This window comes from Kushneria sp. Sum13 (assembly GCF_052692355.1).
Window position 1 is genome coordinate 3,181,124 of record NZ_CP199847.1, and the last position, 25,882, is coordinate 3,207,005.

General features: G+C 60.0%; 24 protein-coding genes. 12 read left to right on the forward strand and 12 right to left on the reverse strand.

All coding sequences use genetic code 11. The features are described from left to right. Positions 1-105: 105 nt before the first annotated feature. The 6 genes from ACUN8C_RS14745 to hemB all read right to left on the reverse strand — a co-directional run bounded on the left by ACUN8C_RS14745 (position 106) and on the right by hemB (position 5,815). The gene (locus tag ACUN8C_RS14745; protein WP_445619919.1) at positions 106-2,307 is read right to left on the reverse strand and encodes an OsmC domain/YcaO domain-containing protein; all 2,202 of its coding nucleotides are present in this window, start codon (positions 2,305-2,307) and stop codon (positions 106-108) included. 119 nt (positions 2,308-2,426) lie between these two features. Further along, positions 2,427-2,861 (reverse strand): hypothetical protein, encoded by a 435-nt coding sequence (locus tag ACUN8C_RS14750; RefSeq protein ID WP_445619920.1) that lies wholly within the window; start codon positions 2,859-2,861, stop codon positions 2,427-2,429. Positions 2,862-3,214: 353 nt separating this feature from the next. Then, positions 3,215-3,718 (reverse strand): hypothetical protein, encoded by a 504-nt coding sequence (locus ACUN8C_RS14755; protein WP_445619921.1) that lies wholly within the window; start codon positions 3,716-3,718, stop codon positions 3,215-3,217. 145 nt (positions 3,719-3,863) lie between these two features. Continuing rightward, positions 3,864-4,127, reverse strand: coding sequence for a hypothetical protein (locus ACUN8C_RS14760; RefSeq protein ID WP_445619922.1), 264 nt, complete (start codon positions 4,125-4,127; stop codon positions 3,864-3,866). Beyond that, a complete protein-coding gene (locus tag ACUN8C_RS14765) occupies positions 4,072-4,728 on the reverse strand; it encodes a DsbA family oxidoreductase (protein WP_445619923.1) in 657 nt (218 codons plus the stop codon). The genes ACUN8C_RS14760 and ACUN8C_RS14765 overlap by 56 nt, the downstream gene beginning before the upstream one ends. Before the next feature lie 112 nt (positions 4,729-4,840). After that, the gene (gene hemB, locus ACUN8C_RS14770) at positions 4,841-5,815 is read right to left on the reverse strand and encodes a porphobilinogen synthase (RefSeq protein ID WP_445619924.1); all 975 of its coding nucleotides are present in this window, start codon (positions 5,813-5,815) and stop codon (positions 4,841-4,843) included. A 452-nt stretch (positions 5,816-6,267) separates the two neighbouring features. Here hemB and ACUN8C_RS14775 point away from each other — a divergent pair, with 452 nt between their 5' ends. Continuing rightward, a complete protein-coding gene (locus ACUN8C_RS14775; RefSeq protein ID WP_445619925.1) occupies positions 6,268-7,683 on the forward strand; it encodes a hypothetical protein in 1,416 nt (471 codons plus the stop codon). Positions 7,684-7,775: 92 nt separating this feature from the next. Here ACUN8C_RS14775 and ACUN8C_RS14780 read toward each other — a convergent pair whose 3' ends face one another. Continuing rightward, a complete protein-coding gene (locus ACUN8C_RS14780; RefSeq protein WP_445619926.1) occupies positions 7,776-8,798 on the reverse strand; it encodes a LacI family DNA-binding transcriptional regulator in 1,023 nt (340 codons plus the stop codon). 178 nt (positions 8,799-8,976) lie between these two features. On the opposite strand from ACUN8C_RS14780, the gene ACUN8C_RS14785 reads away from it, so the two are divergent. Next, positions 8,977-9,723, forward strand: coding sequence for an alpha/beta hydrolase (locus ACUN8C_RS14785; RefSeq protein ID WP_445619927.1), 747 nt, complete (start codon positions 8,977-8,979; stop codon positions 9,721-9,723). A gap of 67 nt (positions 9,724-9,790) precedes the next feature. Here ACUN8C_RS14785 and ACUN8C_RS14790 read toward each other — a convergent pair whose 3' ends face one another. Continuing rightward, entirely contained in the window at positions 9,791-9,946 is a 156-nt protein-coding gene (locus tag ACUN8C_RS14790) for a hypothetical protein (protein ID WP_445619928.1), read from the reverse strand. A 648-nt stretch (positions 9,947-10,594) separates the two neighbouring features. Between ACUN8C_RS14790 and ACUN8C_RS14795 the strand changes: the two genes are divergently transcribed. Then, positions 10,595-11,881, forward strand: coding sequence for an exopolysaccharide biosynthesis polyprenyl glycosylphosphotransferase (locus ACUN8C_RS14795; protein ID WP_445619929.1), 1,287 nt, complete (start codon positions 10,595-10,597; stop codon positions 11,879-11,881). A gap of 77 nt (positions 11,882-11,958) precedes the next feature. Here ACUN8C_RS14795 and ACUN8C_RS14800 read toward each other — a convergent pair whose 3' ends face one another. The 3 genes from ACUN8C_RS14800 to ACUN8C_RS14810 all read right to left on the reverse strand — a co-directional run bounded on the left by ACUN8C_RS14800 (position 11,959) and on the right by ACUN8C_RS14810 (position 15,012). Beyond that, positions 11,959-13,467: a tripartite tricarboxylate transporter permease gene (locus ACUN8C_RS14800; protein WP_445619930.1), complete on the reverse strand. Its 1,509-nt coding sequence runs from the start codon at positions 13,465-13,467 to the stop codon at positions 11,959-11,961. Positions 13,468-13,470: 3 nt separating this feature from the next. Beyond that, positions 13,471-13,929, reverse strand: a complete 459-nt coding sequence (locus ACUN8C_RS14805) for a tripartite tricarboxylate transporter TctB family protein (RefSeq protein ID WP_445619931.1) — start codon at positions 13,927-13,929, stop codon at positions 13,471-13,473. A gap of 72 nt (positions 13,930-14,001) precedes the next feature. After that, the gene (locus ACUN8C_RS14810) at positions 14,002-15,012 is read right to left on the reverse strand and encodes a Bug family tripartite tricarboxylate transporter substrate binding protein (RefSeq protein ID WP_445619932.1); all 1,011 of its coding nucleotides are present in this window, start codon (positions 15,010-15,012) and stop codon (positions 14,002-14,004) included. A 226-nt stretch (positions 15,013-15,238) separates the two neighbouring features. On the opposite strand from ACUN8C_RS14810, the gene ACUN8C_RS14815 reads away from it, so the two are divergent. The 6 genes from ACUN8C_RS14815 (at position 15,239) to ACUN8C_RS14840 (ending at position 21,416) form a co-directional block, all read left to right on the forward strand. Next, the gene (locus ACUN8C_RS14815) at positions 15,239-15,931 is read left to right on the forward strand and encodes a response regulator (protein WP_445619933.1); all 693 of its coding nucleotides are present in this window, start codon (positions 15,239-15,241) and stop codon (positions 15,929-15,931) included. Further along, complete coding sequence (locus ACUN8C_RS14820) at positions 15,928-17,367, forward strand: sensor histidine kinase (RefSeq protein WP_445619934.1); 1,440 nt, start codon at positions 15,928-15,930, stop codon at positions 17,365-17,367. Before ACUN8C_RS14815 ends, ACUN8C_RS14820 begins: the two co-directional genes overlap by 4 nt. A 98-nt stretch (positions 17,368-17,465) precedes the next feature. Further along, positions 17,466-18,509: a LacI family DNA-binding transcriptional regulator gene (locus tag ACUN8C_RS14825; protein ID WP_445619935.1), complete on the forward strand. Its 1,044-nt coding sequence runs from the start codon at positions 17,466-17,468 to the stop codon at positions 18,507-18,509. Continuing rightward, a complete protein-coding gene (locus ACUN8C_RS14830) occupies positions 18,506-19,507 on the forward strand; it encodes a TRAP transporter substrate-binding protein (RefSeq protein ID WP_445619936.1) in 1,002 nt (333 codons plus the stop codon). Before ACUN8C_RS14825 ends, ACUN8C_RS14830 begins: the two co-directional genes overlap by 4 nt. A gap of 11 nt (positions 19,508-19,518) precedes the next feature. Next, positions 19,519-20,112: a TRAP transporter small permease gene (locus ACUN8C_RS14835; protein ID WP_445619937.1), complete on the forward strand. Its 594-nt coding sequence runs from the start codon at positions 19,519-19,521 to the stop codon at positions 20,110-20,112. Next, positions 20,109-21,416, forward strand: coding sequence for a TRAP transporter large permease (locus ACUN8C_RS14840; protein WP_445619938.1), 1,308 nt, complete (start codon positions 20,109-20,111; stop codon positions 21,414-21,416). Before ACUN8C_RS14835 ends, ACUN8C_RS14840 begins: the two co-directional genes overlap by 4 nt. 134 nt (positions 21,417-21,550) lie before the next feature. Here ACUN8C_RS14840 and ACUN8C_RS14845 read toward each other — a convergent pair whose 3' ends face one another. Beyond that, positions 21,551-23,011, reverse strand: coding sequence for an NCS1 family nucleobase:cation symporter-1 (locus ACUN8C_RS14845; protein WP_445619939.1), 1,461 nt, complete (start codon positions 23,009-23,011; stop codon positions 21,551-21,553). Between the two features lie 444 nt (positions 23,012-23,455). On the opposite strand from ACUN8C_RS14845, the gene ACUN8C_RS14850 reads away from it, so the two are divergent. Genes ACUN8C_RS14850 through puuE form a run of 3 tightly spaced genes read left to right on the forward strand, consistent with a single transcriptional unit; the run spans position 23,456 to position 25,868 of the window. Beyond that, complete coding sequence (locus ACUN8C_RS14850; protein WP_445619940.1) at positions 23,456-24,178, forward strand: GntR family transcriptional regulator; 723 nt, start codon at positions 23,456-23,458, stop codon at positions 24,176-24,178. Continuing rightward, positions 24,175-24,930 carry an aspartate/glutamate racemase family protein gene (locus ACUN8C_RS14855; RefSeq protein ID WP_445619941.1) on the forward strand — a complete coding sequence of 252 codons (756 nt, stop codon included), beginning with the start codon at positions 24,175-24,177 and terminating at the stop codon, positions 24,928-24,930. Before ACUN8C_RS14850 ends, ACUN8C_RS14855 begins: the two co-directional genes overlap by 4 nt. Next, a complete protein-coding gene (gene puuE / locus ACUN8C_RS14860) occupies positions 24,927-25,868 on the forward strand; it encodes an allantoinase PuuE (RefSeq protein WP_445619942.1) in 942 nt (313 codons plus the stop codon). Before ACUN8C_RS14855 ends, puuE begins: the two co-directional genes overlap by 4 nt. Positions 25,869-25,882 lie beyond the last annotated feature (14 nt).

The following is a 25,882-nucleotide window of genomic DNA, read 5'->3' on the forward strand; positions in this document are numbered from 1 at the left end:
CCACATGAAGGCTCGAGAGAGAAACGGGCATCAAGTGTCGGCAGACACCCAAAACAACAACGCCCACTCGAAAGTGGGCGCCATGCACAACATGATGACCTGTCATCAGCGTTTGGCGTTGGCCGCCCGCCAGGCGTGAAGCTTCTGATAGCTGGTAATCAGGCGCTGGTGCCGGTCGATGCCTTCCAGGTTCATATTGGTTTCGGTGAGACCGTAAAAGCGCACGTCGCCGTTGACCGAGCCTACCGCGGCGAGAATCTTCTCCTCGCCGAACATGCGCGAGAGGTTTTTGTGGTAATCCTCGAACTCGAGCTCGTCATCCAGTGCGATCTCGAGCACCGCGGTGAGCGCCTGATAAAAGAGGCCGCGGTCGCGGGTGTTGTCGTTGAACTGCAAGAACATCTGCGTGCGGTCCAGCGCTTCCTCATACTGCCCCAGCGCAAGGCTGATCAGCAGCTTCAACTCGGCGATCGTAAGCTCTGACCAGACGGTGTTGTCGTCAAACTCGACGCCGATCAGCGTGACGATTTTCATCTGCTCGTCGAGCTCGCTCTCCTCCAGCCGCTCGAGCAGGTTGGCCAGCTGCTCATCTTCCAGCGCGTGAAGATTCAGGATGTCTTCGCGGTAATTCAGCGCCATGTTGGTGTTGTCCCACACCAGATCGTCCACCGGGTACACCTCGGAATAGCCCGGCACCAGAATGCGGCACACCGGCGCGCCCAAATCCTCATGGTGGGTCACATACGCCTCGTGGCCGTCTTCGGCCAGAATGGCAAACAGCTGCTCGGCTTCCTCGCTCGTCGCGCCGGAGAAGTCCCAATCGCAGAATTCGACGTCCGCGCGGGCGCTGAAAAAGCGCCAGGAGACCACGCCGGAGGAGTCGATGAAGTGCTCGACGAAGTTGTTCGGCTCCGCCACCGCCTGAGAGTTAAAGGTCGGCTGGGGCAGATCGTCCATGCCCTCGAAGCTGCGGCCCTGCAAAAGCTCCGTCAGGCTGCGCTCGATCGCGACCTGCAGGCTCGGATGCGCCCCAAATGAGGCGAAGACGCCACCGGTGCGCGGGTTCATCAGCGTCACGCAGGCCACCGGGTAGCGCCCGCCGAGGGAGGCGTCCTTCACCAGCACCGGGAAGCCCTGAGCTTCAAGCGCGTCGATGCCTGCCTTGATGCCGAGGTAGCGCGCCAGCACCTCTTCCGGCACGTCCGGCAGGGCGATCTCCTGCTCGATGATCTGGCGCTTCACCGCCCGCTCAAAGATTTCCGACAGGCACTGCACCTGCGCTTCCGCCAGCGTATTGCCCGCGCTCATGCCGTTGCTGAGAAACAGGTTCTCGATCAGGTTCGACGGGAACCAGACCGTCTCGCCATCCGAGTGACGCGTGAACGGCAGCGCAACAATGCCGCGATCGGCCCGGCCAGAGTTGGTGTCGATCAGGTGCGAAGCACGCAGCTCGCCGTCCGGATTGAAAATCTCGAGGCAGTGCTCATCCAGCAGCCCTTCCGGCAGGGCATCCTCCGGACCCGGCTGGAACCAGCGCTCGCTGGGATAGTGCACGAAATCGCTGCCGGCGATCTCGGGGCCGAAGAACTGATCGTTGTAAAAGAAGTTACACGACAGGCGCTCGATGAACTCCCCCAGCGCCGAGCACAGCGCGGCTTCCTTGGTCGAGCCTTTGCCGTTGGTAAAGCACATGGGGGACGCCGCATCGCGGATGTGCAGCGACCAGACGTTGGGCACGATGTTACGCCAGGAGGCGATCTCGATCTTCATCCCCAGGCGCTCGAGAATGCCGGTCATGTTGGCAATGGTCTGCTCCAGCGGCAGGTCCTTGCCCTCGATCCAGGTGCTCTGCCCTTCGGCGCCGTCCTTTCCGGCTGTGCCGCCGATCAACAGCGCCTGAGCGTCCTCGTCGATGTTATCGACCACCTCGATCTGGAACTCGGGATTGTTCTGGATCACCCGCTTGACCGAGCAGCGCTCGATTGAGCGCAGAATGCCGGTGCGGTCCTTGTCGGAGATGTCGTCCGGCAGCTCGACCTGAATGCGGAAAATCTGGTTATAGCGGTTGTCCGGATCGACAATGTTGTTCTGGGAGAGCCGGATGTTCTCGGTCGGGATCTCACGGGCGTTACAGTACACGCGCACGAAATAGGCCGCGCACAGCACGGTGGAAGCCAGAAAGTAATCGAACGGACCGGGCGCGGAGCCATCGCCCTTGTAGCGAATCGGCTGGTCGGTGATGACGGTGAAGTCATCGAACTTCGCCTCCTGACGGAGGTTGTCGAGATAGTTGACCTTGATTTCCATGAGGCAGAACCGGATTGGTGACGGGTGACGCGCAAGGCGAATTGCCCGCCATTATCCGGATTTGGGGAGGGTGTGTCTTGGGGCAGAAAACTGATATCAATTCATGCCGCTTATATAACTTACTGATTACACGATTTTAGCTCTTCTCCTAAGCCCATAACGTAAGGTGCAAGATCATGTACTGGGTTGCCCTCTTTCTTTTCCTTAACCTCAATCTCAGCTCTTTTTTTTATATCTCGAGCTTTTTCACCAAAAAAACTTTGAGCATAAACAGCCTGACTTCGGAGCCGTGCCAGTTTCATTGCTAGACTGTCCTCTCCAGCATCGTCTAGATAAATAGCTTGCAGGCCTAAACTTATATCTTGATGCAAAGCTTTCAACTCTTCGCAGCGCTCCCTAAAACTATCCCTCTCCTCTTGAAGTCTTTCAGACTCTATTTTTAAATTTTCTAGCTCAACATTATTCTCGGTTGTTTTGTATGTTGCATAAGCGCTTACAACTGCTGCAATCAAAGCCGCCCCGACATGAGTAGCAAATCCCCACCGATTGCTCATTTCACCCTCACAAAAGTTAACCAGCTAGGCCAGTGCTGGTTTGACCATCAAAAATTCGCGCCTTCGGCCTCATCGGCGAGCGATCCCCGCCGCGCCTCGCAACGGTTCATTGGGCCCATCTGATTCTACACGCGTATGAAATAGGCCGCGCACAGCACCTTGGAGGCCAGAAAGTAGTCGGACTTCGCCTTCTGACGAAGGTTGTCGAGATAATTGACCTTAATTTCTATGAGGCAGAACCGGATTGGTGACGGGTGTCGCGCGAGGCGAATTTCCCGCCATTATCCGGATTCGGGCGGGGTGCGTCTTGGGTGAGAGAAACCCACAAAATTTGATTTATAAAATCATCCTTATCAATACAAGACTCGAGATATATCTCTAATCAAATCGCAGCAATCAATAACAAACTGATCATCCACATCAATCAGAATATTTATTTCCGATACATCTCCCTCATTAAAGAAATACTCATCCGACGCCTTTATCAAAAACGGTAACTTATCTTTCTTTTTGACAAGGCTTTCATAACTTTTTCCCTCACCATGCTTGAGAGCGTTTACAGCCAAGGAGAAATACTCAAACTTTTCTTTTAAATCGAAACTCCCCTTTTCTTCTAAAGTAGACCTGACATAAGAAAAACCGTTTTTGCAATCAAAACTTTCTTGCACGCTTGCTTCAAACATTGAAAAAACGCCAACCGCAAGTACAACCTTTTGCATTCTTATCATTTGGAGAACTTTGACATCTACAGTCCCAGCGCTTTTTTCCAACCTTGAGATCGTTATTTCGTTTATCTCTCTCAACGAATTTAGAGTAAATTGCGTGCATAAATAGGAGAGCTCATCAAATTGGTGCATGCGACAACTCCAATATATTCAGTCACGAAAACTTACCGGTTAAATCCGCAAAGGGCAGTCAAAGCTCTAGAAGTCGCATACACCTACTCCATAAAAACCGCGCCGAAGCGCGGTTGTCATTTCAAACTCTGGCAGCGGGCAGCGCTTACAACCCCTCTTCCATCAGCTGCGGGGCGAAGTAGGTCATGATCAGATCCGCACCGGCACGCCGCATGGAACCCGGCATTTCGCGCACCACCGCGGATTCGTCGATTACGCCCTGTTGGGCGGCGAACCTGGATTCGATGTCAGGGGATAGCCAACAGGTGGCGCTGTTGTCTATCGCGAGGCCTCGCAGAGCCAGCGCTTCTGGATCATTGGCGGTTAGCGTTTTCTTCCGCCACCTGCCGAAGCGCATCGACCAGCACATCGGCGGGCTGGGCGCCGGAAATCAGGTAGCGGCCATCAAGGATGAAGCCCGGCACGGCGCTCACGCCTGCCTCCATGAATTGCTGCTGCGCCGTTCGAACCTCGTCCGCGTACTGATCAGAGCGTGCGATGGCCTCAGCGGTGTCACCGTCAAGTCCAACTGAAATCGCCTTTTCGCGTAGCACCTCCGGGTCTGACGGGTTTTTCGCCTCACCGAAGTAGGCCTCAAACAGTGCCAGCTGCAAGGGTGTCTCTCGGTTCTGGGTTGCGGCCCACGCCAGCACGCGATGGGCATCAAACGTATTGTTCGCTCGACGTTCGACGGCGCCACGAAAATTCAATCCAAGTTCTTCTGCCACCGCCATGATCTCACGCTGGGACTGCTCCATGGTGGCCGCATCCTTACCGTACTTGCGACACAGGTGTTCCAGAATCGGCTCGCCCTCGGGCGGCATATCCCGGTTGAGCTCAAAGGGCTGCCAGACGAGCTCCACGTCGATCTCGCCATCAAGCGTTTCCAGTGCCTGGGCCAGACGACGATAGCCGATCGCGCACCACGGGCAGGCGACATCGGATACCAGGTCGATTCTCACTTTTTCCATGATGGATCCTTTCGTTAATGTCCGGGAAAGGCTCAGCGCTACCAGAAAAAAACGCCACCAAAAACCGCGCCGAGGCGCGGTTCTTGTTCCAGCGTCATTCAGCGGCTGATGATTACAGCCCCTCTTCCAGCAGCTGCGGGGCGAAGTAGGTCATGATCAGATCGGCACCGGCGCGACGCATGGAACCCAGCGTTTCGCGCACCACGGCGGATTCGTCGATCACGCCCTGTTGGGCGGCAAACTTGATCATCGCGTACTCGCCGCTGACCTGATACGCCACCAGCGGCAGCAGGCTGTTGCGGCGGATGTCGGCCATGATGTCCAGATAGGCCAGCGCCGGTTTGACCATCAGAAAATCCGCGCCTTCGGCTTCATCGGCGAGTGATTCCCTGAGCGCTTCGCGGCGGTTCATCGGGTCCATCTGATAGGTCTTGCGATCGCCTTTCAACTCGGTGCCGGCGGCCTCACGAAACGGGCCGTAGAGCGCGGAAGCAAGCTTGGTGGAATACGCCATGATGGGGATGTCTTCAAAGCCCGCCTCATCCAGCGCTTCGCGGATCGCCGCAACCTGGCCATCCTGCGCGGATGAGGGCGCGATGATGTCGGCACCGGCTTTGGCGGCCTGCACGGCCTGAATGCCAAGGTTTTTGATGGTCAGGTCATTGTCGACGGTGTTGCCCTTCAAAATGCCGCAGTGACCGTGGCTGGTGTACTCACAAAAGCAGATGTCCGGGATGACCACCAGCTCCGGGGCGGCTTCCTTGATGATGCGCACCATGCGCGCCACCATGCCGTTCTCTTTAAGGGCGTCGCTGCCGGTCTCGTCCTTGTGATGGGAAATCCCGAACGGCATGATGCTTTTCAGCCCCAGCGCGCTCAGGCGTCTGGCTTCCTCACCGAGCCTGCTTTCCGGGATGCGAGACTGCCCCGGCATGCCTTCGATGGGCGTGTATTCATCGGTCTCTTCCTCAACGAAAATCGGATAGACCAGGTGCTCTGCCTTGAGCGAGGTTTCCCGCACGATATCGCGAAGGGCGCTGCTCGAGCGCAGGCGACGAAGACGGGCCTGCGGAAACTGGGCTGACATGAGCTCTCCTTGAGATGATGAAAAGACGATTCAGGCCTGAAGTATAGCGCTGCGAGCAGATGAGGTCAGGGTAACGGCGGCATAGGGCAGCACTATCAGTGGGCTGCACCCTGCTCGCGCCTTTTGAGCCCTGAACCCGCAAAAGTGACGATTAAAACGCCGATCGGGTATGCATGTTGACTCAGGTGATGTTGCCGGCCATCACGATTGTCTACGATGGGCACCGCTTCCGGCCGCTTGCCCGCCGACGTCGAGTTCGTTCGCTCTGCCGCGCTGCTGCGCTCTTGCGGGGCGTGCCTGTCGATGATGGTCCATGCATCGCCCATATCCAATAAGCGTCAGGCGAGCGCGTTCATGACGCGCGCCTCAACACGTTGAGGCGCAGGCGGCTACACTCTTTTGTCCAGCGATCTCCATCCCCCTTGCCATCATCAGCGAATGCCACTTTACCCATGACCTCCAGCCATGAGCCCACCCCACAGCATGAGCGTTCCTGCTGGGTGCTGGGCATTTTACCCGCCCCGGAACTGCCCACACTTATCGTCGACAAGATCCGGGAGCGCCTGACCGAGCAGCTTTCACGCCAGGTCGCCAGCGACAGTGACTGGTGTATCGAGACCATCACCGACCCCATGGTCGGCACCGATGAAGATGCCGATGACATCATGAATGAAGCCGAACGCTTCAAGCGTGAGCAGGGCTGGACCTACGTGGTGTGTCTAACGGATCTGCCGTTGTTTCATGAGGGCAAGCCACTGGCGGCCACCGCCAGCGGGAACCGGGGCGTGGCGATCCTTTCCCAGCCGGCGCTGGGCGCCTCCCCGATCGCCCGACGCGTGGAAGAGGCGATGATTCAGCTGGTCAGCGAGCTGCATTTTGGTAGCTCACGGGAAGGACGCGACGCCTGGTGTCAGTATCACAACCGAACGCGCCGGGGACAGCGCCGGGAAGCTCAACGGCTGGTCAGACGGCGGCTGTCCGAATGGGTGGCGCCCTTTGTCAGACGTGACATTTGTGAGGAAGACAGCGATCTCGACGTGCGCTTCATGGCCCGCTTCAAACTGCCCGGTTATGTCAAGCTGATCGGCGGCATGGTGCGGGCCAATCGCCCCTGGTCGATCTTTCCGGCCTTTCGGCGCATTGGTGCTGCCGCGTTCGCGACCGGCGCCTACGGGATGATTTTCAACTCGATGTGGCGGCTGGCCGACAGCTATGAGCCGTGGCGTTTTGTGACCCTGATGATGCTTTCCATGCTGGCGATGGTGGTGTGGATCATGATCGATCACGGCCTGTGGGAGCCGGTGCGCCACAAGAATGCGTTTTCCAACGCCAATCTTTACAACATCGCCACGGTCAGCACGCTGAGTATCGGGGTGCTGTTTTACTACCTCCTGCTGACGCTGCTGTTTTTTGCCACGGCCTTTCTTTTTGTGCCCTCGGCGGTCATGTCACAAACGCTGGGCCATGAGGTCGGCGCGCTCGAGTTTGCCGCGCTCGGCTGGCTCGCCGCCTCGCTGGCCACCGTCGGCGGTGCGCTGGGGTCCGGGCTTGAAAGCGACGATACCGTGCGAAATGCCACCTACGGCTATCGACAGCAGCTTCGCCAGAAACGGCTACAGGAACAGCGCGACAGCAATAATGGCGACGAAGATCCCGAAGATCCCGAAGATCCCGAAGATCCCGAACAGGATGGCGGTAAAGAAAACGAAGGTGAAAAGGACGACGGCGACAGGGTCGATGGCGAAAAAACCAATGATCGACATGAGACGCGCGATCATCAAAAACGGCCACATCAGCCCAAACGCTCGAACACCCGTGGGGGCCAGCCCGCCGACATGACCGAGCGCGACCGCCCCGGGCAGGAATAAACGCACGCAGGAAAGTCATACCCTTCAGCGTGGCTGGCGTTTAGACGTACGCCACGCCCTGAGGCCTGTCTCAGCAAAATGCAGGTGTTTTCCTACGTCACCAGCTCCCCGCGCACGGTAAGCGTCCGCGGCGCGGCCTGCGGGTCGCGCATCTGTACCAGCAGCTGTTCGAGTGCCTGCGCCCCGGCGCGGTAGCCGTCATGCACCACGCACGGCACGGTAATGTCGAAAATATCCAGATAGGGCAGCCGGTCAATGCCGACCACGCTCAACTGATCGCGATCGATGCCGGCCTCGCGCAGCGCCTTGAGCGCGCCCAGGGTAATCAGCTGATTGAGCCCGAAAATCGCCCGCGGCATCCCAGACTGATCGAGATCGTCACGCACCTGTGCCACGGCCGGCGCCAGGGTGTAGTCGCCCCACAGCACGTCGATGGCAATATCAGGTGCCTGGTCTTTCAGCGTTTGCTGCACGCCCTGCAGTCGCTCACGCGAGATGCGTGAGTGCTCGGGGCCGGCTACTACCAGCAGGCGGTCATGGCGAGTGCGCCGCTCAGGCGTAAAGGCATGGGTGAGCAGATAGTGCGCGACGCGCTCACCGGCCCAGCGATTGTCCAGCACCACCGCGCTGAAGCCGCTGTCATGCAGGGTACGATCCAGCTGAACCACGGCAATATCACTGGCCTGCAATCGGGTCAGGTAGTCCGGCCGGTAGTCCGGCTCATCGGACACCGGAGAGAGAATCAGCCCGGCGGCCTGATAGCTTAAAAGCGTTTCAATGGCCATGGCTTCAAGACGCGGATCACCATCGGTATCAAACAGCATGATGGCGTAGTCATGCTGCTTGGCGTGGCGAGAAATGGCCTTGATCATCTCGGCGTAGAAAGGGTTATCCAGACTTGCCGTCACCACGCCGATCAGGCGACTGTCGCTGCGCTTGAGGCCGCGGGCAAAGGCATTGGGCACATACCCGAGCTCGAGAGCGGCCTGCTCAATACGCTCGCGCGTGGCCGGTCTGACCATCTCGGGCTTGTTGAGCGCACGCGAGACCGTGATGTTGGTCATCCCGACATGGCGGGCGATATCGGCAATGGTAACTTTCCTGCTGGCGGGCATGAGGCGTGTGATCTCACTGGAAGGCATTTCACCGGGAGGCCGTCTCCCTTTTTTGGGAGGTGCCCAGGCGTGACAGTAGCTGGCGAATGTCGCACGCTGATGACCCTGCGCTGATGACTTTGCCGCGTCGCAGGCCCGGGCGCTGCCTGCCCTTTTCACCTGACTGTCGGAGACCATCATGGCACAGCTGACCTGCCGCTTCGCCTCGCAGATTCTCGAGGTGACCCTTTCGCTCACTGCGATCGTTCCCGAGCATGCCAGTGCACCATCACCGGTGCTGTATCTACTGCATGGGCTGTCCGACGATGATAGCGCCTGGCAGCGCTTTAGTGCCATTGAACGCTATGCGGAAAATTACGGTATTGCCGTGGTCATGCCACAGGTCGGGCGAAGCTATTACACCGACATGGCCTTTGGTCCGGACTGGTATCGTTTTTTGAGTGAGGAGCTGCCGATCATCAGCGAACGGCTTTTCCCCATCTCGACGCGTCGAGAGGATACGTTCGTGGCGGGACTTTCCATGGGCGGTTACGGCGCGTTCAAGTGGGCACTACGTCAGCCTGAGCGCTTTGCGGCGGCGGCCAGCCTTTCAGGCTCGTTGGATATTGTGGCCGTGGGCCAGCGCGAAACACCGCCCCCGGAATATCCGCTGATCTTTGATCAGTCCCCTGCCGGCAGTGACGATGATCTTTTTGCGCTGCTAAAGCGTTATCGCACACCCCAACCCTGTCAGCCGGCGCTGTTTCAATGGTGCGGACGAGACGATGCACTTTACCCGGCCAATGTACGCTTTCAGGAAGCCGCGCGAGAAACGGCGCTTGCGCTGGACTGGCATGAAAGCCCAGGAGATCATCAGTGGCGCTATTGGGATCGCCAGATTCAACGTGTGCTCAAATGGCTGCCGATCACGGCATCCGGCATCTGAAAAGCACCCTCAATAACGCGACACCCGGCTCGTGGCCGGGTGTCGTCGTTTTCAGGGCAGCATGCGTCTATTGGTAACCATGGTAGGGCGTCTCGCCCTTGCCCGCGCGGGCCTCTTCGACAGCTTCCATGAAGTGACCGCTTTTTGCCGAAACCCCCATGGAGGCGAAGATGGCAAGCACAGCCAGCGCAGTCACAACAAAATAAACAATCAGAATTCCCATTGTATTACTCCCTGGTAGCGATAATCACGATTCCTGATGATGATCAATCCATTATTCGTTTGTTAGTTCTTATTACTTATGGACCGAGTAATAACTCATTATTTTTATATTCAAGATTCACGATAAAACGCACTAAGTCAGTCACCGATACTTATTGAAATCAATAAAACGCTGCCCGAAATTCAGTGTTCGTCATACAACCGACACAATCATCATGCCTGACATTATCCGTCGATGGGATTATCCGATGGTCTACCTGACGTAATGAAATGTAATTATGCAAAAAAGCTCAAAAAATCAGCCATGACGCCCATTTTATGGGCCTTGAGCGTGCCTTGGACAAGCAGAAGGTCGATGAGACGTCCGTCTAAAAATCAGTAAAAACTGATTAAGAATCGTGAAAATAAAGGCTTTCAGGCGCCAAATCCGCCAAGCGAAGACAACTTTATGGGCTTGGTAAACCTATATTTCATCCTTTTTATCAATGCACAATATTGCATAGATAATCCTGCCAAATAAAACGATATTACTTTTCACACCCGAATAAGATATCGCGACCTGCGCCGGCACACCTGACGGCATGCAGCCGCCTGATGTTTTTTAAAAAACGCTGTTAATTAACAAAAGACACATCTTCAGGAACAGGTCATGGAAATGTCGACGCGACCGATACGTGGCAATCACCGGCACTCGCTGTGGTATGAGCGCATTCTCTTGAGCTTTCGGGTTCACTATCTTCTTGGGGTGACGCTGACCTCATTACTGCCGGCACTGTGGAGTCGTGAGTGGCACGGCGCCTCTGTGGAAGGCATGGGCACCAGTACCGCCATGCTGGCCAGCGCCGTTGCCTGGATGGTGGCCTTTCGCATTGTGCAGCAGCTTTCCCGCCATCCGGGTGCTGACCCCTGCACGTATGTCGCACCGGTCGTTACGGCCGTTTATCTGCTGATACTGGCCGTTCTGGAGTTGATGGCCATTCCCTTTGACCTGATGCAACTGCTGATGTCGGGCGGGCTTGCCCTGCTGTTTGGCTGGACGGGCTATCGGGTCACTCGTCGCTATCGTCGACTCAAGATGGCGCTGGTCCCGCTGGGCAACATCAGGGAGTGGTTCGGCCATCAGGACATCGATCAGCGCTGGCTGTCAGGGCCGGACCTGGAGAGCCTGCGGGTGGATGGCGTCATCATCGACCTGTCCTGTGACCTGAGCGATGAGTGGCAGCGCTTTCTGGCCGACTGCACCATCAAACGGATCCCGGTCCATGACGCACGCCGCTTCGGCGAGGCCAGTACCGGCCGTATCGGGCTCGACCAGATCCATGCCAATCGCTACGGCTCGCTGATGCCCCGAACCAGCTATGAGCTGTTCAAGCGACTGGCGGACATTCTTGCAGCACTCCTGATGCTGCCGGCTGCCCTGCCGATCATGGCCGTGGCCGCGATGATGATCAAACGCGATGATCCGGGTCCGATCCTGTTTCGCCAGCGCCGTTCCGGATTTCAGGGAGAAGAGTTCGACGTCTACAAGATGCGCAGCATGTATGTGAATCCCGACGATGTTCGGCCTACCCAGGAAGGTGATGACCCGCGCATCACGAAGGTCGGCCGGTATCTGCGCAAGTACCGCATTGATGAACTGCCGCAGCTTTTTAACGTGCTCAAGGGCGAGATGAGCCTGATCGGCCCACGCCCCGAGACCCCGGCACTGACCGAGGCCTATGAGCGTGACATCCCGTTTTTCCGCTACCGCCACGTAGTCAGACCCGGCATTTCGGGCTGGGCTCAGGTCGAGCAGGGCTACGCCTCGGAAGTCGAGGGCTCGCGGATCAAGCTCGAATACGACTTCTATTACATCCGCAACTTCTCGTTCTGGATGGACCTGCTGGTCGTGATTCGTACCATTCGCACCATCTTTACCGGCTCCGGCGCGCGCTGATCAAAGATCAAAGCAGGTAGTTCGGCATTAAAAAAGGCCCGCCAATGGCGGGCCTTTTGCATGGTCACAGGGCAGGTTCAGGGATTGGCAGGCACCCGAGCGCGGCGCTGACGCCAGCCGCGATACATCGGCAGCACGATCATCAGCACGACCAGCGCCCAGCCGCCCCAGGTGATCGGGCTCGCCCACAGAATGGACAGATCACCGTTGGAAATCGACAGCGCCCGACGCAGGTTCTGTTCCATGATGCCGCCCAGAATGAAACCCAGCAGCACCGCAGAGAGCGGGAAATCGAACTTGCGCAGGATGTAGCCCACCACACCAATCACGATCATCAAAAAGAGATCGAAAGTGGTCGCGTGTACGCCGTAGACCCCAATGGCGGTGACGATCGCGATGCCCGGCACCAGCGCCCAATAAGGCACGGCCAGGATCTTGGTGAACACCCGAATCAGCGGGATATTCATGATCACCAGCATGATGTTGGCGATAAAGAGCGAGGCAATCAGACCCCAGACAATTTCCGGCTGGTTCTGAAAGAGCATGGGGCCGGGCGTGATGTTGTAAAGTGTCAGCGCGCCCAGCATGACCGCTGTGGTGCCCGAGCCTGGCACGCCCAGCGTGAGCATCGGCACCATGGAGCCACAGGCCGCCGCACTGTTGGCGGTTTCCGGCGCCGCCAGGCCTCGCAGATCGCCATCGCCAAAGCGGTTGTCCTTCGTGGCCATGCGCTTTTCGCTCATGTAGGCCACGGCACTGGCCATGGTCGCACCGGCCCCCGGCAGAATCCCCATGAAAAAGCCCACCACGCCGCTACGCAGGGTTGTCCATTTGATGAACATGGCTTCTTTCATGTTGAACATCATGCGTCCGCTGGTTTTCAGCGCCGTCTGACCGTAGTAGGTACGTTCCAGCAGCACCAGAATCTCGCTGATGCTGAAAAGCCCCAGTACCAGCACCACGAACTGGATGCCGTCGGAAAGCCCCAGACTGCCGAAGGTGAAGCGATACACACCGCTGTTGGAGTCGATGCCCACACAGGCCAGCATCAGACCAATCAGCGACGCCACGGCCGTTTTCATCGGTTTGTTGCCGGCCATGCCCGCCAGACAGGTAATGGCGAACACCATCATCACAAAATATTCCGCCGGCCCGAACGCTACCGCCCAGGTGGCCAGCAGCGGCGCAAAGATGGTGACCCCGATGGTAGCAATCAGGCCACCGGTAAAGGAGCCGGCCGCCGAAATCGACAGGGCAATGCCTGCCTTGCCCTGACGGGCCAGCGGATGACCGTCAAGCGCTGTCATGACAGCAGACGCTTCACCAGGGATGTTCAAAAGAATCGACGAAATACGTCCGCCGTATTCGCAGCCCAGATACACCGCTGCCAGCAGAATCAGCGAGGTTTCAGGCGGCAGCCCCAGCGCAAAGGCGATGGGAATCAAAAGCGCGACCCCGTTGATCGGCCCAAGCCCTGGCAAAAGCCCGACCACGGTACCAATCAGCGTGCCGCACAAGGCCGTCAACAGATTCAGCGGTGTGGTGGCCACACCAAATCCCTGGCCCAGATAGCCCAGTGTTTCCATGGTTCAGCTCCCCAGTTCTGACAGCACGCCCAGCGGCAGCGGCACGTCCAGCAGACGATCAAACAAAACATAAAAGGCCACTGACATCACGGCGCCAGTGATAATGCTGGTGACCCAGCCGCCGTTGTAGAGACGGCACATGGCAATGGCGAACAAAAACGACGAGACGACAAAGCCCAGCTTTTCGAAAAAGAAGGCAAACAACGACAGCGCCAGTACACACAGCACCAGCTTGCCCAGAACATGTTTGGTCAGCGGCGTATCGGCATTTTCCTCGGCCATGTGGCCGGGACGAATGATCAGATACACCGTCCCGGCGGCCAGCAGGATCAGCAGCAGCAGCGGAAAGGCGCGCGGCCCGACCGGCTCGTAGGAAAAGGCCGCTTCATAACCCATCGTGGCTACGGCCAGCACCGCGTACACGACAAGCAACATCATCAGAAAGAGGCGTTGATACAGCATGGACATGCTCCAGACCAACCGTCACGAAGCGAGGCCTCCTGAACGGAGGCCTGCGCAGGACTTGATGGATTGTTACTTGATCAGACCGTACTGATCGGCCAGCTCACGATAATGGGCCACACGCTTGTGCACGTACTCGTCAAGCTCATCGCCGGTCATTGAGAAGGGATAGAGCTCGCGGTTTTCACGCAGTTTGGCGAAATCATCGGAAGCCAGCATTTTGTCGAAGGCATCCTTCCACCAGTTGTAGGCTTCATCGCTGACTTCAGGCCCGACATAGAAGCCACGCACTACCGGCCACTCCACGTCATAGCCCTGCTCGATGGCGGTCGGAATGTCACCGGTCACGTCACCTGGCAGACGCTCTTCCGAGAACACGGCCAGAATGCGCATGTCGCCACTTTCAACGTGCGGTACGGAGTCAGCGATATCGGTACTGGCGACCTGAATATGCCCCCCCAGCAGGGCTGTTGCCAGCTCACCGCCCCCTTCCATCGCCACATAGCGCATCTTTTGCGGATCTACCCCGGCGGCCTTGGCAAGCATCGCCGTCTGCATCCAGTCCTGACCGCCGACCGAACCACCCGCCCCGATCACCACCTTGCTGGGATCCTTTTTCAGCGCCTTGACCAGATCATCCAGCGTCTTGTAAGGAGAGTCGTCCCGCACGGCGACAGCGCCATAGCTGGTGCCCACGCCAGCCAGCCAGCGCACGGCGCTTTCATCAAAGCGGCCGAACTTGCCCTGGGCCAGGTTCAAAAGCGAACCGCTCGACCAGGCCACAATGGCATTGGGATCATCGGGACGCTGAGCCACGACCGTGTTGTAGGCCACGGCCCCGACACCACCGGGCATATAGGTCACACGCATCGGCGAGGAGAGGATTTTTTCCTGCACCAGCGCACTCTGGGCCAGCTTGCAGGTCAGGTCGAAGCCACCGCCAGGCGCCGCCGGGGCGATACACTCGGGCCGTTTGGGTTCTTCTGCGGCCATGGACTGAAGGCTTGTGCCCAAACTGAGCGCCCCCATCACGGCCAGCACGGCCATGCGCCCCTTGCCGAAAGTACGTCGCGTCATTGTCATGTTGACTGTTCCTCACGTCTGCCCGGAAGCCTGGCCGGAGCTATTGTTGTGTCGTCTGCGAAGTCACCGGATGCCGGCAGATCCAAACGCGCGGCATCGCCGGTGCGTTGGTCGTCGACCGGCAGGCGTGCATACTGTTCGCCCTGGGGATACAACATTCGGCCCGGACTTCGCTTGCAGGCACGATAGCCCGGCAGGCTTTCAACAACCTTTCACGGGAGCGGCAATGCGTACGCTATTGGTCGAAGATCACCCTTCGCTTGCAGACAGTATCCGCTGCTCGCTGGAAGAGGCCGGCTGGCGTGTGGACGTCATGCATGATGGTGTCTCGGCGCGCACGGCCCTTGAAACCGAAAGCTACGCCCTGCTGCTTTTGGATATCGGTCTGCCGGAGATGGACGGCTTTGCCCTTCTGAGCTGGCTTCGAAAGCGCGACACGCGCCTGCCGGTGATGCTTCTGACCGCCCGTGGCAGCATCAATGACCGTGTCCGGGGGCTCAACCTGGGCGCGGATGACTACCTGATCAAGCCCTTCTCGCTGTTTGAACTCCAGGCGCGCATCAACGCTCTGATCCGCCGCACTCGCCACGACGGCCAGCAGATCCATCGCTGCGGCGCGCTGGCCTTCGATATCAGCGCGCGCAGCTTCACCCTGCTGGAACAGCCGCTCACGCTGCCGCCACGCGAGCTGGCCCTGCTGGAAGCACTGATGGCTCGCGTCGGACGTACGGTCAGCAAGGAGCATCTGGCCGCCCAGATGTTCTCCATGGAAGAGGACAGCTCGTTTGAAGCCATCGAGGTCTATATCTCGCGGCTGCGCCGCAAGCTGGAAGGCAGCGACGTGCGCATCGTGACGTTTCGCGGTCTGGGCTATCAGCTTGAATCCATCCCCGGGGACACCCCCGCCGAGCTGTCATGAAGGCCAGCCTGTCACCGCGCAGCCTGCGCGGTCGCCTGACCCGGCGCATCGGTGCTGCACTGGTGCTGTTGATTGCCGTGGGAGTGTTGGGAGCCTGGCTGGATGCCTGGCGGGTCGCCAGCAGTGCCTATGATCGGCCGCTGTTGATCGCCGCCCGCGTGCTGGGCGACTCACTCACCGTTCAGGAAGGCCGGGTACAGGTGCGCATTTCGCGCGCCGTGCTTGATCCATTTTCTCTCGACAGCGGCGGCAGCGCCTTTTATCAGGTCATCACGACCGAGCAGGGTTCGATCGCGGGCTTTGAGGATCTGCCTGCGCCCCCCTCCTCTGTCGCCATGACTGCCCGCTACCCATCGCTGGCCCGCTTTTATGACGCCACCTACGGCGGGCGCGACGTGCGCGTAGTGTCGCTTCTGGTGCCGATCAGCCAGCCGAGCTATCAGGGCATGGTCGAGATCCGGGTCGCCGAGCACCGCGACATTCACAACCAGCTGATGCATGACCTGCTGGGAGATTCACTGATGCGTCTGACGCTGTTTGCCATCGGCGCCTTTATTCTTTTTCTGCTGGCCATTGATGCGGCCTTGCGTCCGCTCAGGCGTATTACCGATATGGTCGCCAGCCGCTCACCGGACAATCTCGAGCCGCTGCCGACCGAGAACGTGCAGCGCGAGGTGCGCGGGCTGATCGAGGCCATCAACCACCTGACCGCGCGCCTTGATGACACCCTGCGTGCCCAGCGCGCCTTTGTGGCCGACGCCGCCCACGAGATTCGCACCCCACTGTTTGCCCTGCGTGCCCGGCTGGAGCTGGGCATGCAGGCACAGGAGTCCGGGGCGCTGAGAACCACGCTTGAAAGCGCCCAGCGCGACCTTGAAGCGTTGACGCTGCTGGCCAATCGGCTGCTGTCGCTGGCCCGAGTGGAAAACGATATTCGCCGCCGCGAGTTTGGCCCGCTGGATCTGACCGGGACGGCGCGCGACTTCTGCATGAGCATGGTGTCGCTGGCCTGGCAGCGCGGGCTGACGCTGGCGCTTGAAGCAGAGCACTCGGTCCGGGTGCAGGCGGACAGCGCCCTGATCAACGAACTGCTGGCGATCTTGATTGGCAACGCTCAGGCCTATACCCCCCCCGGCGGCCACATCACCGTACGTGTGCTGCCGGACGCCGTCATCGAAGTCGAGGACGACGGACCGGGCATTCCGGAAAGCGAACGCGAGCGGGTCTTCGAGCGCTTCTATCGGGCCCGGCAGACGTCAACCCGCACCGAAGATGTCGAGCGCGCCATCAGCGGTACCGGCCTGGGTCTGGCGATCGCCCGTCAGATATGTACGGCACTGGGCGCCGACATCTCACTGCATGAAGCCTCAGGCGGTGGCACGCTGGCCCGCGTAGCGTTTATAGCCGGCGCCGTGCCGTCAGGTCCTGGACGTTAGCCGTAGCACTAAAGCGCAATAGGCGCGATGCTGATGCAGCGCTAGCCTGTCAAACGTATTTGGATCGATCCAAAACACTCAAGTGACAGGTCATCGGCATGCCTCAGTCAGGAAAACACGTCACCCTCAAGGATCTGGCCGCGCATGCCGGCGTCTCGCGCTCGACCGTCTCGCTGGTCCTGCAGGAGAGTCCGCTGGTCGCCAGACATACCCGCGAGCGTGTCATGGCCGCCGCCAGGGCGCTGGGCTACGTCTACAACCGCGGCGCGGCCACCCTGCGCAGCGCTCGAACTGCGACCATCGGCGTGGTGGTGCACGATATTGCCAACCCCTTTTTCGGCACCATGGTGGCCGGGATCGATGAAACCCTCCAAAACGCCGACTACGTCTCCCTTCTGGCCAGCACCGGGGACAGCCCGGCGCGTCAGGAGCGCCTGGTTACCCGTCTGCGCGAGCAGCGCATTGATGCCCTGCTGCTCTGCCCGGCAGAAAATACGCCGGACACTCTGATCGACACCATCAACACCTGGGGGCTGCCCTGCATCGAAGTGATGCGTCACGCTGGTGAAATGCCTCGCGGTCACTACGTGGGCGCCGACATCCGCACCGGCCTTGGCCACGCCGTGGCCCACCTGGTCGGCCAGGGCCATCATCGCATCGCGCTGCTGACCGGCTCCGGGCACAGTTCGGCGGATCGTGAGCGCATCGCAGGCTATCAACACGCCATGCATGAGGCCGGTCTTGCTCCCGACATTCGCACCGGACGCAATGAGCTCACCCGTCGCGCGGGACTTGAGCGCACGCTCGAGATCATGCGCGAGCCCTCCCCGCCCACGGCCCTGATCTGTCACAACGACCTGATGGCACTGGGTGCCCTGCTGGCGCTGGCCCGGTTGAACATCACGCCGGGTGTTGATTGCGCGGTCATCGGCATTGATGACAGCGATGAAGCGGCGCTGAGCGAGCCGGCACTGTGCAGCCTTGCCACGCACCCCCACGCCATCGGACAGGCCGCCGCCGATCTGGCCCTGGCCTGTATTGCTGCGCCCGACAGCGACCCACGGCGCATCGTGCTGGAAACGTCTCTCAGAATTCGCGCCAGCGCCGACCACACCCTTCACCGTTCACGGGAGTCGTCATGACGTCTTGTCTACCTGTCCTGCGCCGCAGCCTCCCTCTGTTGCTGGCGATCGTGCTTCTGGGCCTGTCGGTGCTGTCACCTTCCAGAGTCAGCGCCCGCGAACTGATCTTTGGTCACGGCGCCACCGAAGAGACGGCCTATCACGCCAGCGCCGAGCGATTTGGCGAACTGTTGAAGGAAAAGAGCCACGGCGCGCTGACCGTCAGCCTCTATAGCAATTCGGTACTGGGCCACGAAACCGAGATGTTCGAGCAGCAAACCGCCGGCGCGCTGGATTTCTCGATCGTCAATCCAGGGCTGATCTCGGAGTTTTCCCATACCGCCAGCATCTTTTCGATCCCGTTTCTCTATCGCGATATCGATCACTGGAAACACGTGCTGGATGGCAAGGCCGGCCGCGAGATCGCCGAGCGCATCGAAGACGAAACCGGCGTGAAGGTGCTGGCCTACTACGGCGGCAGTACCCGCCAGATCGTCAGCACGCGGCCGCTGGAAAGCCTGGAGGATTTAAAGGGCATGAAGCTTCGGACCAATCCGACCCGGCCTGTCATCACGGCCTGGTCGGCACTGGGCACCCGCCCCACGGTCATGGCTTATCGCGAGATCTATACCGGCCTGCAGCTGGGCGCCATTGACGGGCTACTCAACGAGGCGGAGTGGATCTATCGCATGCGCTTTCATGAAGTCGCGCCCCATATCGGCCTCTCCGAGCATGACATTACCGTGCGGCTTTTAACCGTCTCGTCCCAGACCTGGCAGTCGCTGTCCCCCGAGGAGCAGCGTGAAGTGCAGGCCGCCGCCGATGAAAGCGAGCAGTTCGCCCGCGACCTGCAGATTCGTCTGGACCGGGAGTCACGGGAAAAGCTCAAGGAGGAAGGCGCGACCTTCTACCCGATGGATCGCAAGCGGATGCAGGCCATGGTCGCTGAACCGCTGGGCCGGGTAATCGATGAGATGGGCCTGCGCGATCTTTATGACCTGATCGTCAACACCGACTGAGGAGCCGCGCCATGGGAATCATTACGGCCCTGGGCCGATTCAACCGCGCTCTGGAACGAGTGCTTAATGCCGTGCTGCTGATGCTGCTGGCCGCCTTTATCCTGCTGATCATCTATCAGATCGCCAGTCGCAACCTGCCCATGCTGCCGGCGGCCTACGCCACCGAGGAACTCAGCCGCTTTGCCTTTCAGTGGATGATCATGCTGGGGACGGCACTGGGCGTACTGCACGCCGATCACTTCGTGCTCGAGGCCTTTTCCCGCAAGAGCGCCATGGGCCGATTCACCCGGGTGCTGCGCGATCTGGCCTGCCTGAGCGTCGGCGTCATCTTCATCGTTTTCGGCCAGACGTTCGCCGTCTCCGGCTTCAACCGCATCGCCAGCGCCTCGCAGTTGCCGATGGTGGTGACCTACTCGGCGTTTCTGGTCTGCGGCGTTTTGATCGTGCTGTTCAGTCTGCAGCGCCTGCTGCTGGGCGCCACTCAGGGGTTTGATGCCATGGAACGCGAACTCGATACCTCCTCCGATATCGAGGATACAGCGCCACCCACCAACAGGATCGATACCCCTTCAACGAACCAGTCCCAACAGGAGACACGCTCATGATGACGGCCGACTGGCTTTTTGTGCTGCCATGGCTCCTGTTTGTCCTGCTGGGCGTGCTGATCATACTGGGCGTGCCCATTGCGATGGCACTGGTGCTGACCTCGTTTGGCATCATCGTGCTCGACCCGCGGCTGGCGCCCTGGGTCATGTTTCAGCGCATGTACTACGGCATGGACTCGTTCGTGCTGCTGGCAGTGCCGCTGTTTCTGCTGGCCGGCAATTTGATGAACGCCGCGCGCATTACCGACCGCCTGATCACGCTGTGCCTCAACCTGGTCGGTCATGTAAAAGGCGCACTGGCCCATGTCAACGTGCTGGTGAGCATGCTGTTTGCCGGCGTATCGGGCTCCTCGACCGCCGACAGCGCCGGCATCGGCACGGTGCTGATCCCGGCGATGAAAAAGGAAGGCTATCCGGCGCACTTCAGTGTGGCGGTGACCGCAGCCTCCTCGGTCATGGGCATCATCATTCCGCCCTCGATCAACATGATCGTCTGGGGCGCACTGACCAGCACCTCGATTGCCGGACTCTTTTTAGGGGGCATCATCCCGGGGATCATGATCGCCATCACGCAGCTTCTGATGAACATGGGCTACGTACGTCGCTATGACGTCCCCACCCGCAAGCGCGCCACGCTCAGAGAGATCCTGCATTCCGGCAAGGACGGCCTGCTGGCCGCCGGCATCCCGGTGCTGATCATCGGCGGGATCACGCTCGGGATCGTCACGCCCACCGAGGCGGCGGTCATGGCCGTGCTCTATGCGCTGGTACTGGGTTTTCTGGTCTATCGCGAGCTGACCTTCAAAAGCGTGCTGGATGCCTCGACCGATACCGTCAGGCTCTGCTCGCTGTCGCTGTTCAGTCTGGTGGGCGCGGCCATCTTCGGTTATCTGATCAGTTTTTACCGCATTCCCCCGCATCTGATGGCCGGGGTGGAGATTACCGACCCGACCGTCCTGCTGATCGTGATCACGGTGGTGATGCTGCTGGTCGGCACCTTCATGGACTCGCTGCCGGCGATGGCCATTCTGGCGCCCATCTTTCAACCGCTGGCCGCTCAGGCGGGGATCGATCCGCTGCAGTTCGGCGTCATCAGCGTCATGGCGCTGGGCCTTGGTCTGATCACCCCACCCTACGGTCTGTGCCTGATGATTTCGGCGCGCATCGGCGGTATCCCGCTGCTGCAGGCCCTCGGCACGACCATGCTTTATCTGCTGGTCATGCTGGGCGTGATCGTGCTGCTGATCTTCTTCCCCGAACTGATCCTCTATCTGCCGAACACCTTCGGACCGGACAGCGGCTGAGGCCATTACCGGCCAGGGCCATGGCGACCGGGCGGCGATCAGCACCATCACGCCGCCCCTCTTGCGTTCGGCGCATAAAAAAGGGGCCCTGAGTGTTGCAGAACACTCAGGGCCCCTGATCGATCAGGCCGACTTCAGGGCCGTGACGTGACCGGCTTGCCGGCTGCGCCGCGACGCCAGAGGCCGGACTGCCAGCCGTGGGCCAGCGCGGCCACGCCACCGCCGAAGAAGACGGCAAAGCTGCTGATGTCGCCCAGCGGCGCCAGGCTGATCGGCACGCTCACCAGCCCGCCCAGGATCAGGGATCTCAGCGCAATCGGGTTGACGCCGTTCTTGTAGTGGTAGGTGCTGCCTTCAGCTGAGGAAAACAGGGCTTCGAGATCGATCTTCTGACGGCGCACCCTGTAAAAGTCCACCAGGATGATGCCGTAGAGCGGCCCGATCAGACCGGCCAGTACGCCCACCGTGTAGTGGATCAGTTCGGGGTTGTTGAACAGATTCCACGGCGTGAGAAAGATCGAGCCGACCGCGGCGATCATGCCGCCCATGCGCCAGCTGATCTTCTCGGGCGCGACGTGGGAGAAATCAAACGCCGGCGCCACGAAGTTGGCCACGATGTTGATGCCGATGGTGGCAGCAACAAACGCAAATACCCCCAGTACGGCAGCCGTGGCACTGTCGATACGGGCGACGGTTTCGATTGGGTCAGTCAGCATTTCACCAAAAATCTGCGGCGTGCCGGACACCACCACCACGGTAATGAGAGAAAACACCAGGAAGTTGACCGGCAGCCCCCAGAAATTGCCGCGACGCACGGCCTTCTCGGTGGCGCAGTAGCGTGAGAAGTCACCAAAATTCAGCGTGGGGCCGGCGAAGTAACTGGCGACCAGCACGGCGGCGATCACCATCTGCCACAGTGCCTCCCCGCCGCTCAGGGTCTGATTGGACAGCGACAGGCTGATGTTTTCAGGGCCGGCCTGCCAGACGATCCAGCCGGCCAGCGCAAACATGACGGCATAGACCAGCGGCCCGGCCCAGTCGTTGAAGCGGCGGATGGTATCCATGCCGCGCCAGAAGACCAGTGCCTGAAGCACCCACATCAGCGCAAAGCACAGCCAGCCCAGCGCCGAAAGCCCCACAAAGCTCACCTGGGTCCAGGATTCGAGCCCCGGGAACCAGCGCAGCAGCACCAGCAGCAGCGCGTTGGAGGCAAGCCAGGTCTGGATGCCGTACCACACCACGGCGATCAAACCGCGAATGACCGCCGGCACGTTGGCACCTTTCGTCCCAAAGGCCATGCGACAGATGACTGGAAAGGGCACGCCCGTGCGCTGGCTGGGCCGCGCCACGGCGTTGGCAAAAATCTGCACCACCAGAATGCCGACCAGCAATGAAATCAGTACCTGCCACCCCATCAGCCCAAGACCGAACAGGCTGGCTGCCAGTACATAGCCTCCGACACTGTGAATATCGGCCATCCAGAAGGCGAAAATGTTATAGGCGTTCCAGTCCTGTCTGGCCGGCGCCAGATCCTCGTTATAAAGATGCGGATCGGGCGCAGCGGGCTGTTGCCCTTCGGTCTTGATACGGTTCATGAGCGACTCCATGAAGGATCGTTACGCTGCCGCTGGCAGCCCTGCGATGGCCGGATGGCTGACATCGCCTGTCACTTCTTTCGTATACAATCCTTATGCCAGATTGAGACCGACAGCGATAAAAAATCGCATTCTGGTCGCAAGCAACTGTTGTAGCGTCGGTTTTTAATCATTAATGCCAACCTGTCTGAAGCGAGCACCGTGGCACCTCGCCATCAGGCTCGGCCATCAGTCATTTTCATGCACCATCAGGGTGCCAAAAAGCATTTATTTGCACCAAAAAAGGGCTTTTTCGTATACATCAGGCCTTTTATGCTTGCCCCTGATGGCGCCTTACTGTGCAAAAGCCGCCTTGCCAAAGGTCTTTATGGGCCGTGGCATGAAAAATGCTTGTATACAATCTTCAAGGCCGTCGCTTTACAGCAACAGCATGACAGGAGCCCCATGAACGATACTCGTCAGTTCCATCTGCTGGCCGGCATCATGACCGAGCGCGACACCCGCAGTGATGACGCCATCTATCAGTCGCTGTGGGAAGCCATCGTGGAGCACCGACTCTCCCCCGGCGCTCGGCTGCCGGAAGATGCGCTGGCCGGGGCCTTCGGGGTGAGTCGCACCATGATCCGCCGCGTACTGCAGCGTCTGGCGCTGGAGCAGCTGGTCACGCTTCGCACCTATCGCGGCGCCCAGATCACCAGCCCCACACCCGGTGAGGCGCGCGACGTCTTCAGAGCGCGGCGGCTGCTTGAAGGCGCTCTGCTGACCGAGGTCGTGGACCGCATCACGTCGGAAGATCTGCAGGCCCTGGCGCAAATCGCCGAGCAGGAGCACCACGCCACCCGCGAACAGGCCATTCGCCTGTCGGCGCGTTTCCACGCGCGGCTGATGGCGGTTGCCGGTAACGCCTCGCTGTCGGAGGCGCTCTCGCAGCTGATCTCGCGCACTTCGCTGATCATTGCCGTTTACGGCCGCCATCGGGCCGGCTGCCCCTGTGAACACCCGGACCTGATTGCCCTGCTGGAGGCGGGAGAACTGGCGCCCATTCAGACATGGATGCACCAGCATTTGACGGGCATCGAGGCGAGCCTTGATTTCACCGCCAGTGGCGACGCCCTGCCCGATTTCGAACATCTTTTTGGCCACCACCGCGAGCAAAACGCGTCATGACCTCTCATACCCCGACCATCTGCGTCATCAACCCCAACACCAGCACCGCCATGAGCGAGGGCATTTCCACCAGCGCCCGGCGCGTCTCGCGTGGCGAGATCCTCATGCACACCTCGCGCCACGGGCCGGCAAGCCTGGAGGGCCACTTTGACGAGGCCATGGCCGTGCCCGGGCTGCTGGAACGCATTATCGAGACCGAAAACGGTGACACCCGCGTCGATGGCTATCTGATCGCCTGTTTTGGCGACCCGGGGCTGGCCGCGGCGCGCGAAGTGGCCTCGGTGCCGGTAATGGGCGTAGCCGAAGCCGGCATGCAGATGGCCGCCATGGTGGCGCGTCGTTTCTCGGTGGTCACAACGCTGGGACGCACGCTGCCGATCGCCGAACGGCTGCTGCACGAATACGGCAAGCGCGAACAGTGCGCCGGTCTGCACGCCTGCGAGCTGCCGGTGTCGGCGTTTGAATCCGAGGATGACAGCGTCTATGAGACCCTGCTGGCGGCCTGTCGCGACGCGCTCAGTGCCGATGACAGCGACGCCATCCTGCTGGGCTGCGCCGGCATGAGCGAACTGGCCGAGCGCCTGGGCGACGCCCTCGGCGTGCCGGTCATCGACGGCGTCACCGCTGGAGTCGCTCTGCTGGAGGCGGTTAGCGCGACCGGCTACCCGGTCTCAAAGCACAATGACCGCGCCTTCCCGATCGCCAAGCCCATTCGCGGCGCCTTTGAGCACCTGAGCCGGAGCACCTCATGAATCACGATCTTCGCCTGAACAACTACCCTCGCGATCTGCGCGGCTACGGCGCCAACCCGCCGGACCCGAAATGGCCGGGGCGTGCCCGGGTCGCGGTGCAGTTCGTGCTCAATTACGAAGAGGGCGGCGAAAACAGCGTGCTGCACGGCGATGCCCACAGCGAGACGTTTCTCTCCGACATCATTGGCGCGGCGCCCTATCCCGATCGCCACATGAGTCTGGAGTCGCTGTATGAGTACGGCTCAAGGGCCGGCGTCTGGCGCATCCTGCGCGAATTTGAACGTCGCGGCCTGCCGCTGACCGTCTTTGGCGTCACCATGGCGATGGCGCGCCACCCGGAAGTGGTCAGCGCCTTCAAGGAAGCCGGCCACGAGATCGCCTGTCACGGCCTGCGCTGGATTCACTATCAGGACATGAGTCTCGAGCAGGAGCGCACCATGATGGTGCAGGCGCTTGAGCTGCATCGCGAACTGACCGGCGAGATGCCGCTGGGCTGGTATACCGGGCGTGACAGCCCCAATACCCGCACGCTGGTCGGCGAGCAAGAACACTTCCTGTATGACTCGGATTACTACGGGGATGACCTGCCCTTCTGGACGCCGGTCGACAATGCCGAGGGCGAAACGCGTGACCATCTGATCGTGCCCTATACGCTGGATACCAACGACATGCGCTTCGCCTCACCGGGCGGGTTCAACTACGGCGACCCGTTTTTCAACTACCTGCGTGACGCCTTTGACGTGCTCTACGAGGAAGGCGCCGAGGCACCGAAGATGCTGTCGATCGGCCTGCACTGCCGCCTGATCGGTCGCCCGGGTCGCTTTCGCGCCCTGCAGCGCTTTCTCGATCACATCGAGGCCCATGACCGGGTATGGGTCACCCGGCGCGTGGATATCGCACGCCACTGGCACGAGCATCACGCGCCGACCGGGCGCTAGGCTTCGCCTTCCCT

Bases quoted from the DNA above. Each gene is read 5' to 3' on its own strand.
- ACUN8C_RS14745 (WP_445619919.1), bottom strand. From the start codon at position 2,307: ATGGAAATCAAGGTCAACTATCTCGACAACCTCCGTCAGGAGGCGAAG.
- ACUN8C_RS14750 (WP_445619920.1), bottom strand. From the start codon at position 2,861: ATGAGCAATCGGTGGGGATTTGCTACTCATGTCGGGGCGGCTTTGATT.
- ACUN8C_RS14755 (WP_445619921.1), bottom strand. From the start codon at position 3,718: ATGCACCAATTTGATGAGCTCTCCTATTTATGCACGCAATTTACTCTA.
- ACUN8C_RS14760 (WP_445619922.1), bottom strand. From the start codon at position 4,127: ATGTGCTGGTCGATGCGCTTCGGCAGGTGGCGGAAGAAAACGCTAACC.
- ACUN8C_RS14765 (WP_445619923.1), bottom strand. From the start codon at position 4,728: ATGGAAAAAGTGAGAATCGACCTGGTATCCGATGTCGCCTGCCCGTGG.
- hemB (WP_445619924.1), bottom strand. From the start codon at position 5,815: ATGTCAGCCCAGTTTCCGCAGGCCCGTCTTCGTCGCCTGCGCTCGAGC.
- ACUN8C_RS14775 (WP_445619925.1), top strand. From the start codon at position 6,268: ATGACCTCCAGCCATGAGCCCACCCCACAGCATGAGCGTTCCTGCTGG.
- ACUN8C_RS14780 (WP_445619926.1), bottom strand. From the start codon at position 8,798: ATGCCCGCCAGCAGGAAAGTTACCATTGCCGATATCGCCCGCCATGTC.
- ACUN8C_RS14785 (WP_445619927.1), top strand. From the start codon at position 8,977: ATGGCACAGCTGACCTGCCGCTTCGCCTCGCAGATTCTCGAGGTGACC.
- ACUN8C_RS14790 (WP_445619928.1), bottom strand. From the start codon at position 9,946: ATGGGAATTCTGATTGTTTATTTTGTTGTGACTGCGCTGGCTGTGCTT.
- ACUN8C_RS14795 (WP_445619929.1), top strand. From the start codon at position 10,595: ATGGAAATGTCGACGCGACCGATACGTGGCAATCACCGGCACTCGCTG.
- ACUN8C_RS14800 (WP_445619930.1), bottom strand. From the start codon at position 13,467: ATGGAAACACTGGGCTATCTGGGCCAGGGATTTGGTGTGGCCACCACA.
- ACUN8C_RS14805 (WP_445619931.1), bottom strand. From the start codon at position 13,929: ATGCTGTATCAACGCCTCTTTCTGATGATGTTGCTTGTCGTGTACGCG.
- ACUN8C_RS14810 (WP_445619932.1), bottom strand. From the start codon at position 15,012: ATGACAATGACGCGACGTACTTTCGGCAAGGGGCGCATGGCCGTGCTG.
- ACUN8C_RS14815 (WP_445619933.1), top strand. From the start codon at position 15,239: ATGCGTACGCTATTGGTCGAAGATCACCCTTCGCTTGCAGACAGTATC.
- ACUN8C_RS14820 (WP_445619934.1), top strand. From the start codon at position 15,928: ATGAAGGCCAGCCTGTCACCGCGCAGCCTGCGCGGTCGCCTGACCCGG.
- ACUN8C_RS14825 (WP_445619935.1), top strand. From the start codon at position 17,466: ATGCCTCAGTCAGGAAAACACGTCACCCTCAAGGATCTGGCCGCGCAT.
- ACUN8C_RS14830 (WP_445619936.1), top strand. From the start codon at position 18,506: ATGACGTCTTGTCTACCTGTCCTGCGCCGCAGCCTCCCTCTGTTGCTG.
- ACUN8C_RS14835 (WP_445619937.1), top strand. From the start codon at position 19,519: ATGGGAATCATTACGGCCCTGGGCCGATTCAACCGCGCTCTGGAACGA.
- ACUN8C_RS14840 (WP_445619938.1), top strand. From the start codon at position 20,109: ATGATGACGGCCGACTGGCTTTTTGTGCTGCCATGGCTCCTGTTTGTC.
- ACUN8C_RS14845 (WP_445619939.1), bottom strand. From the start codon at position 23,011: ATGAACCGTATCAAGACCGAAGGGCAACAGCCCGCTGCGCCCGATCCG.
- ACUN8C_RS14850 (WP_445619940.1), top strand. From the start codon at position 23,456: ATGAACGATACTCGTCAGTTCCATCTGCTGGCCGGCATCATGACCGAG.
- ACUN8C_RS14855 (WP_445619941.1), top strand. From the start codon at position 24,175: ATGACCTCTCATACCCCGACCATCTGCGTCATCAACCCCAACACCAGC.
- puuE (WP_445619942.1), top strand. From the start codon at position 24,927: ATGAATCACGATCTTCGCCTGAACAACTACCCTCGCGATCTGCGCGGC.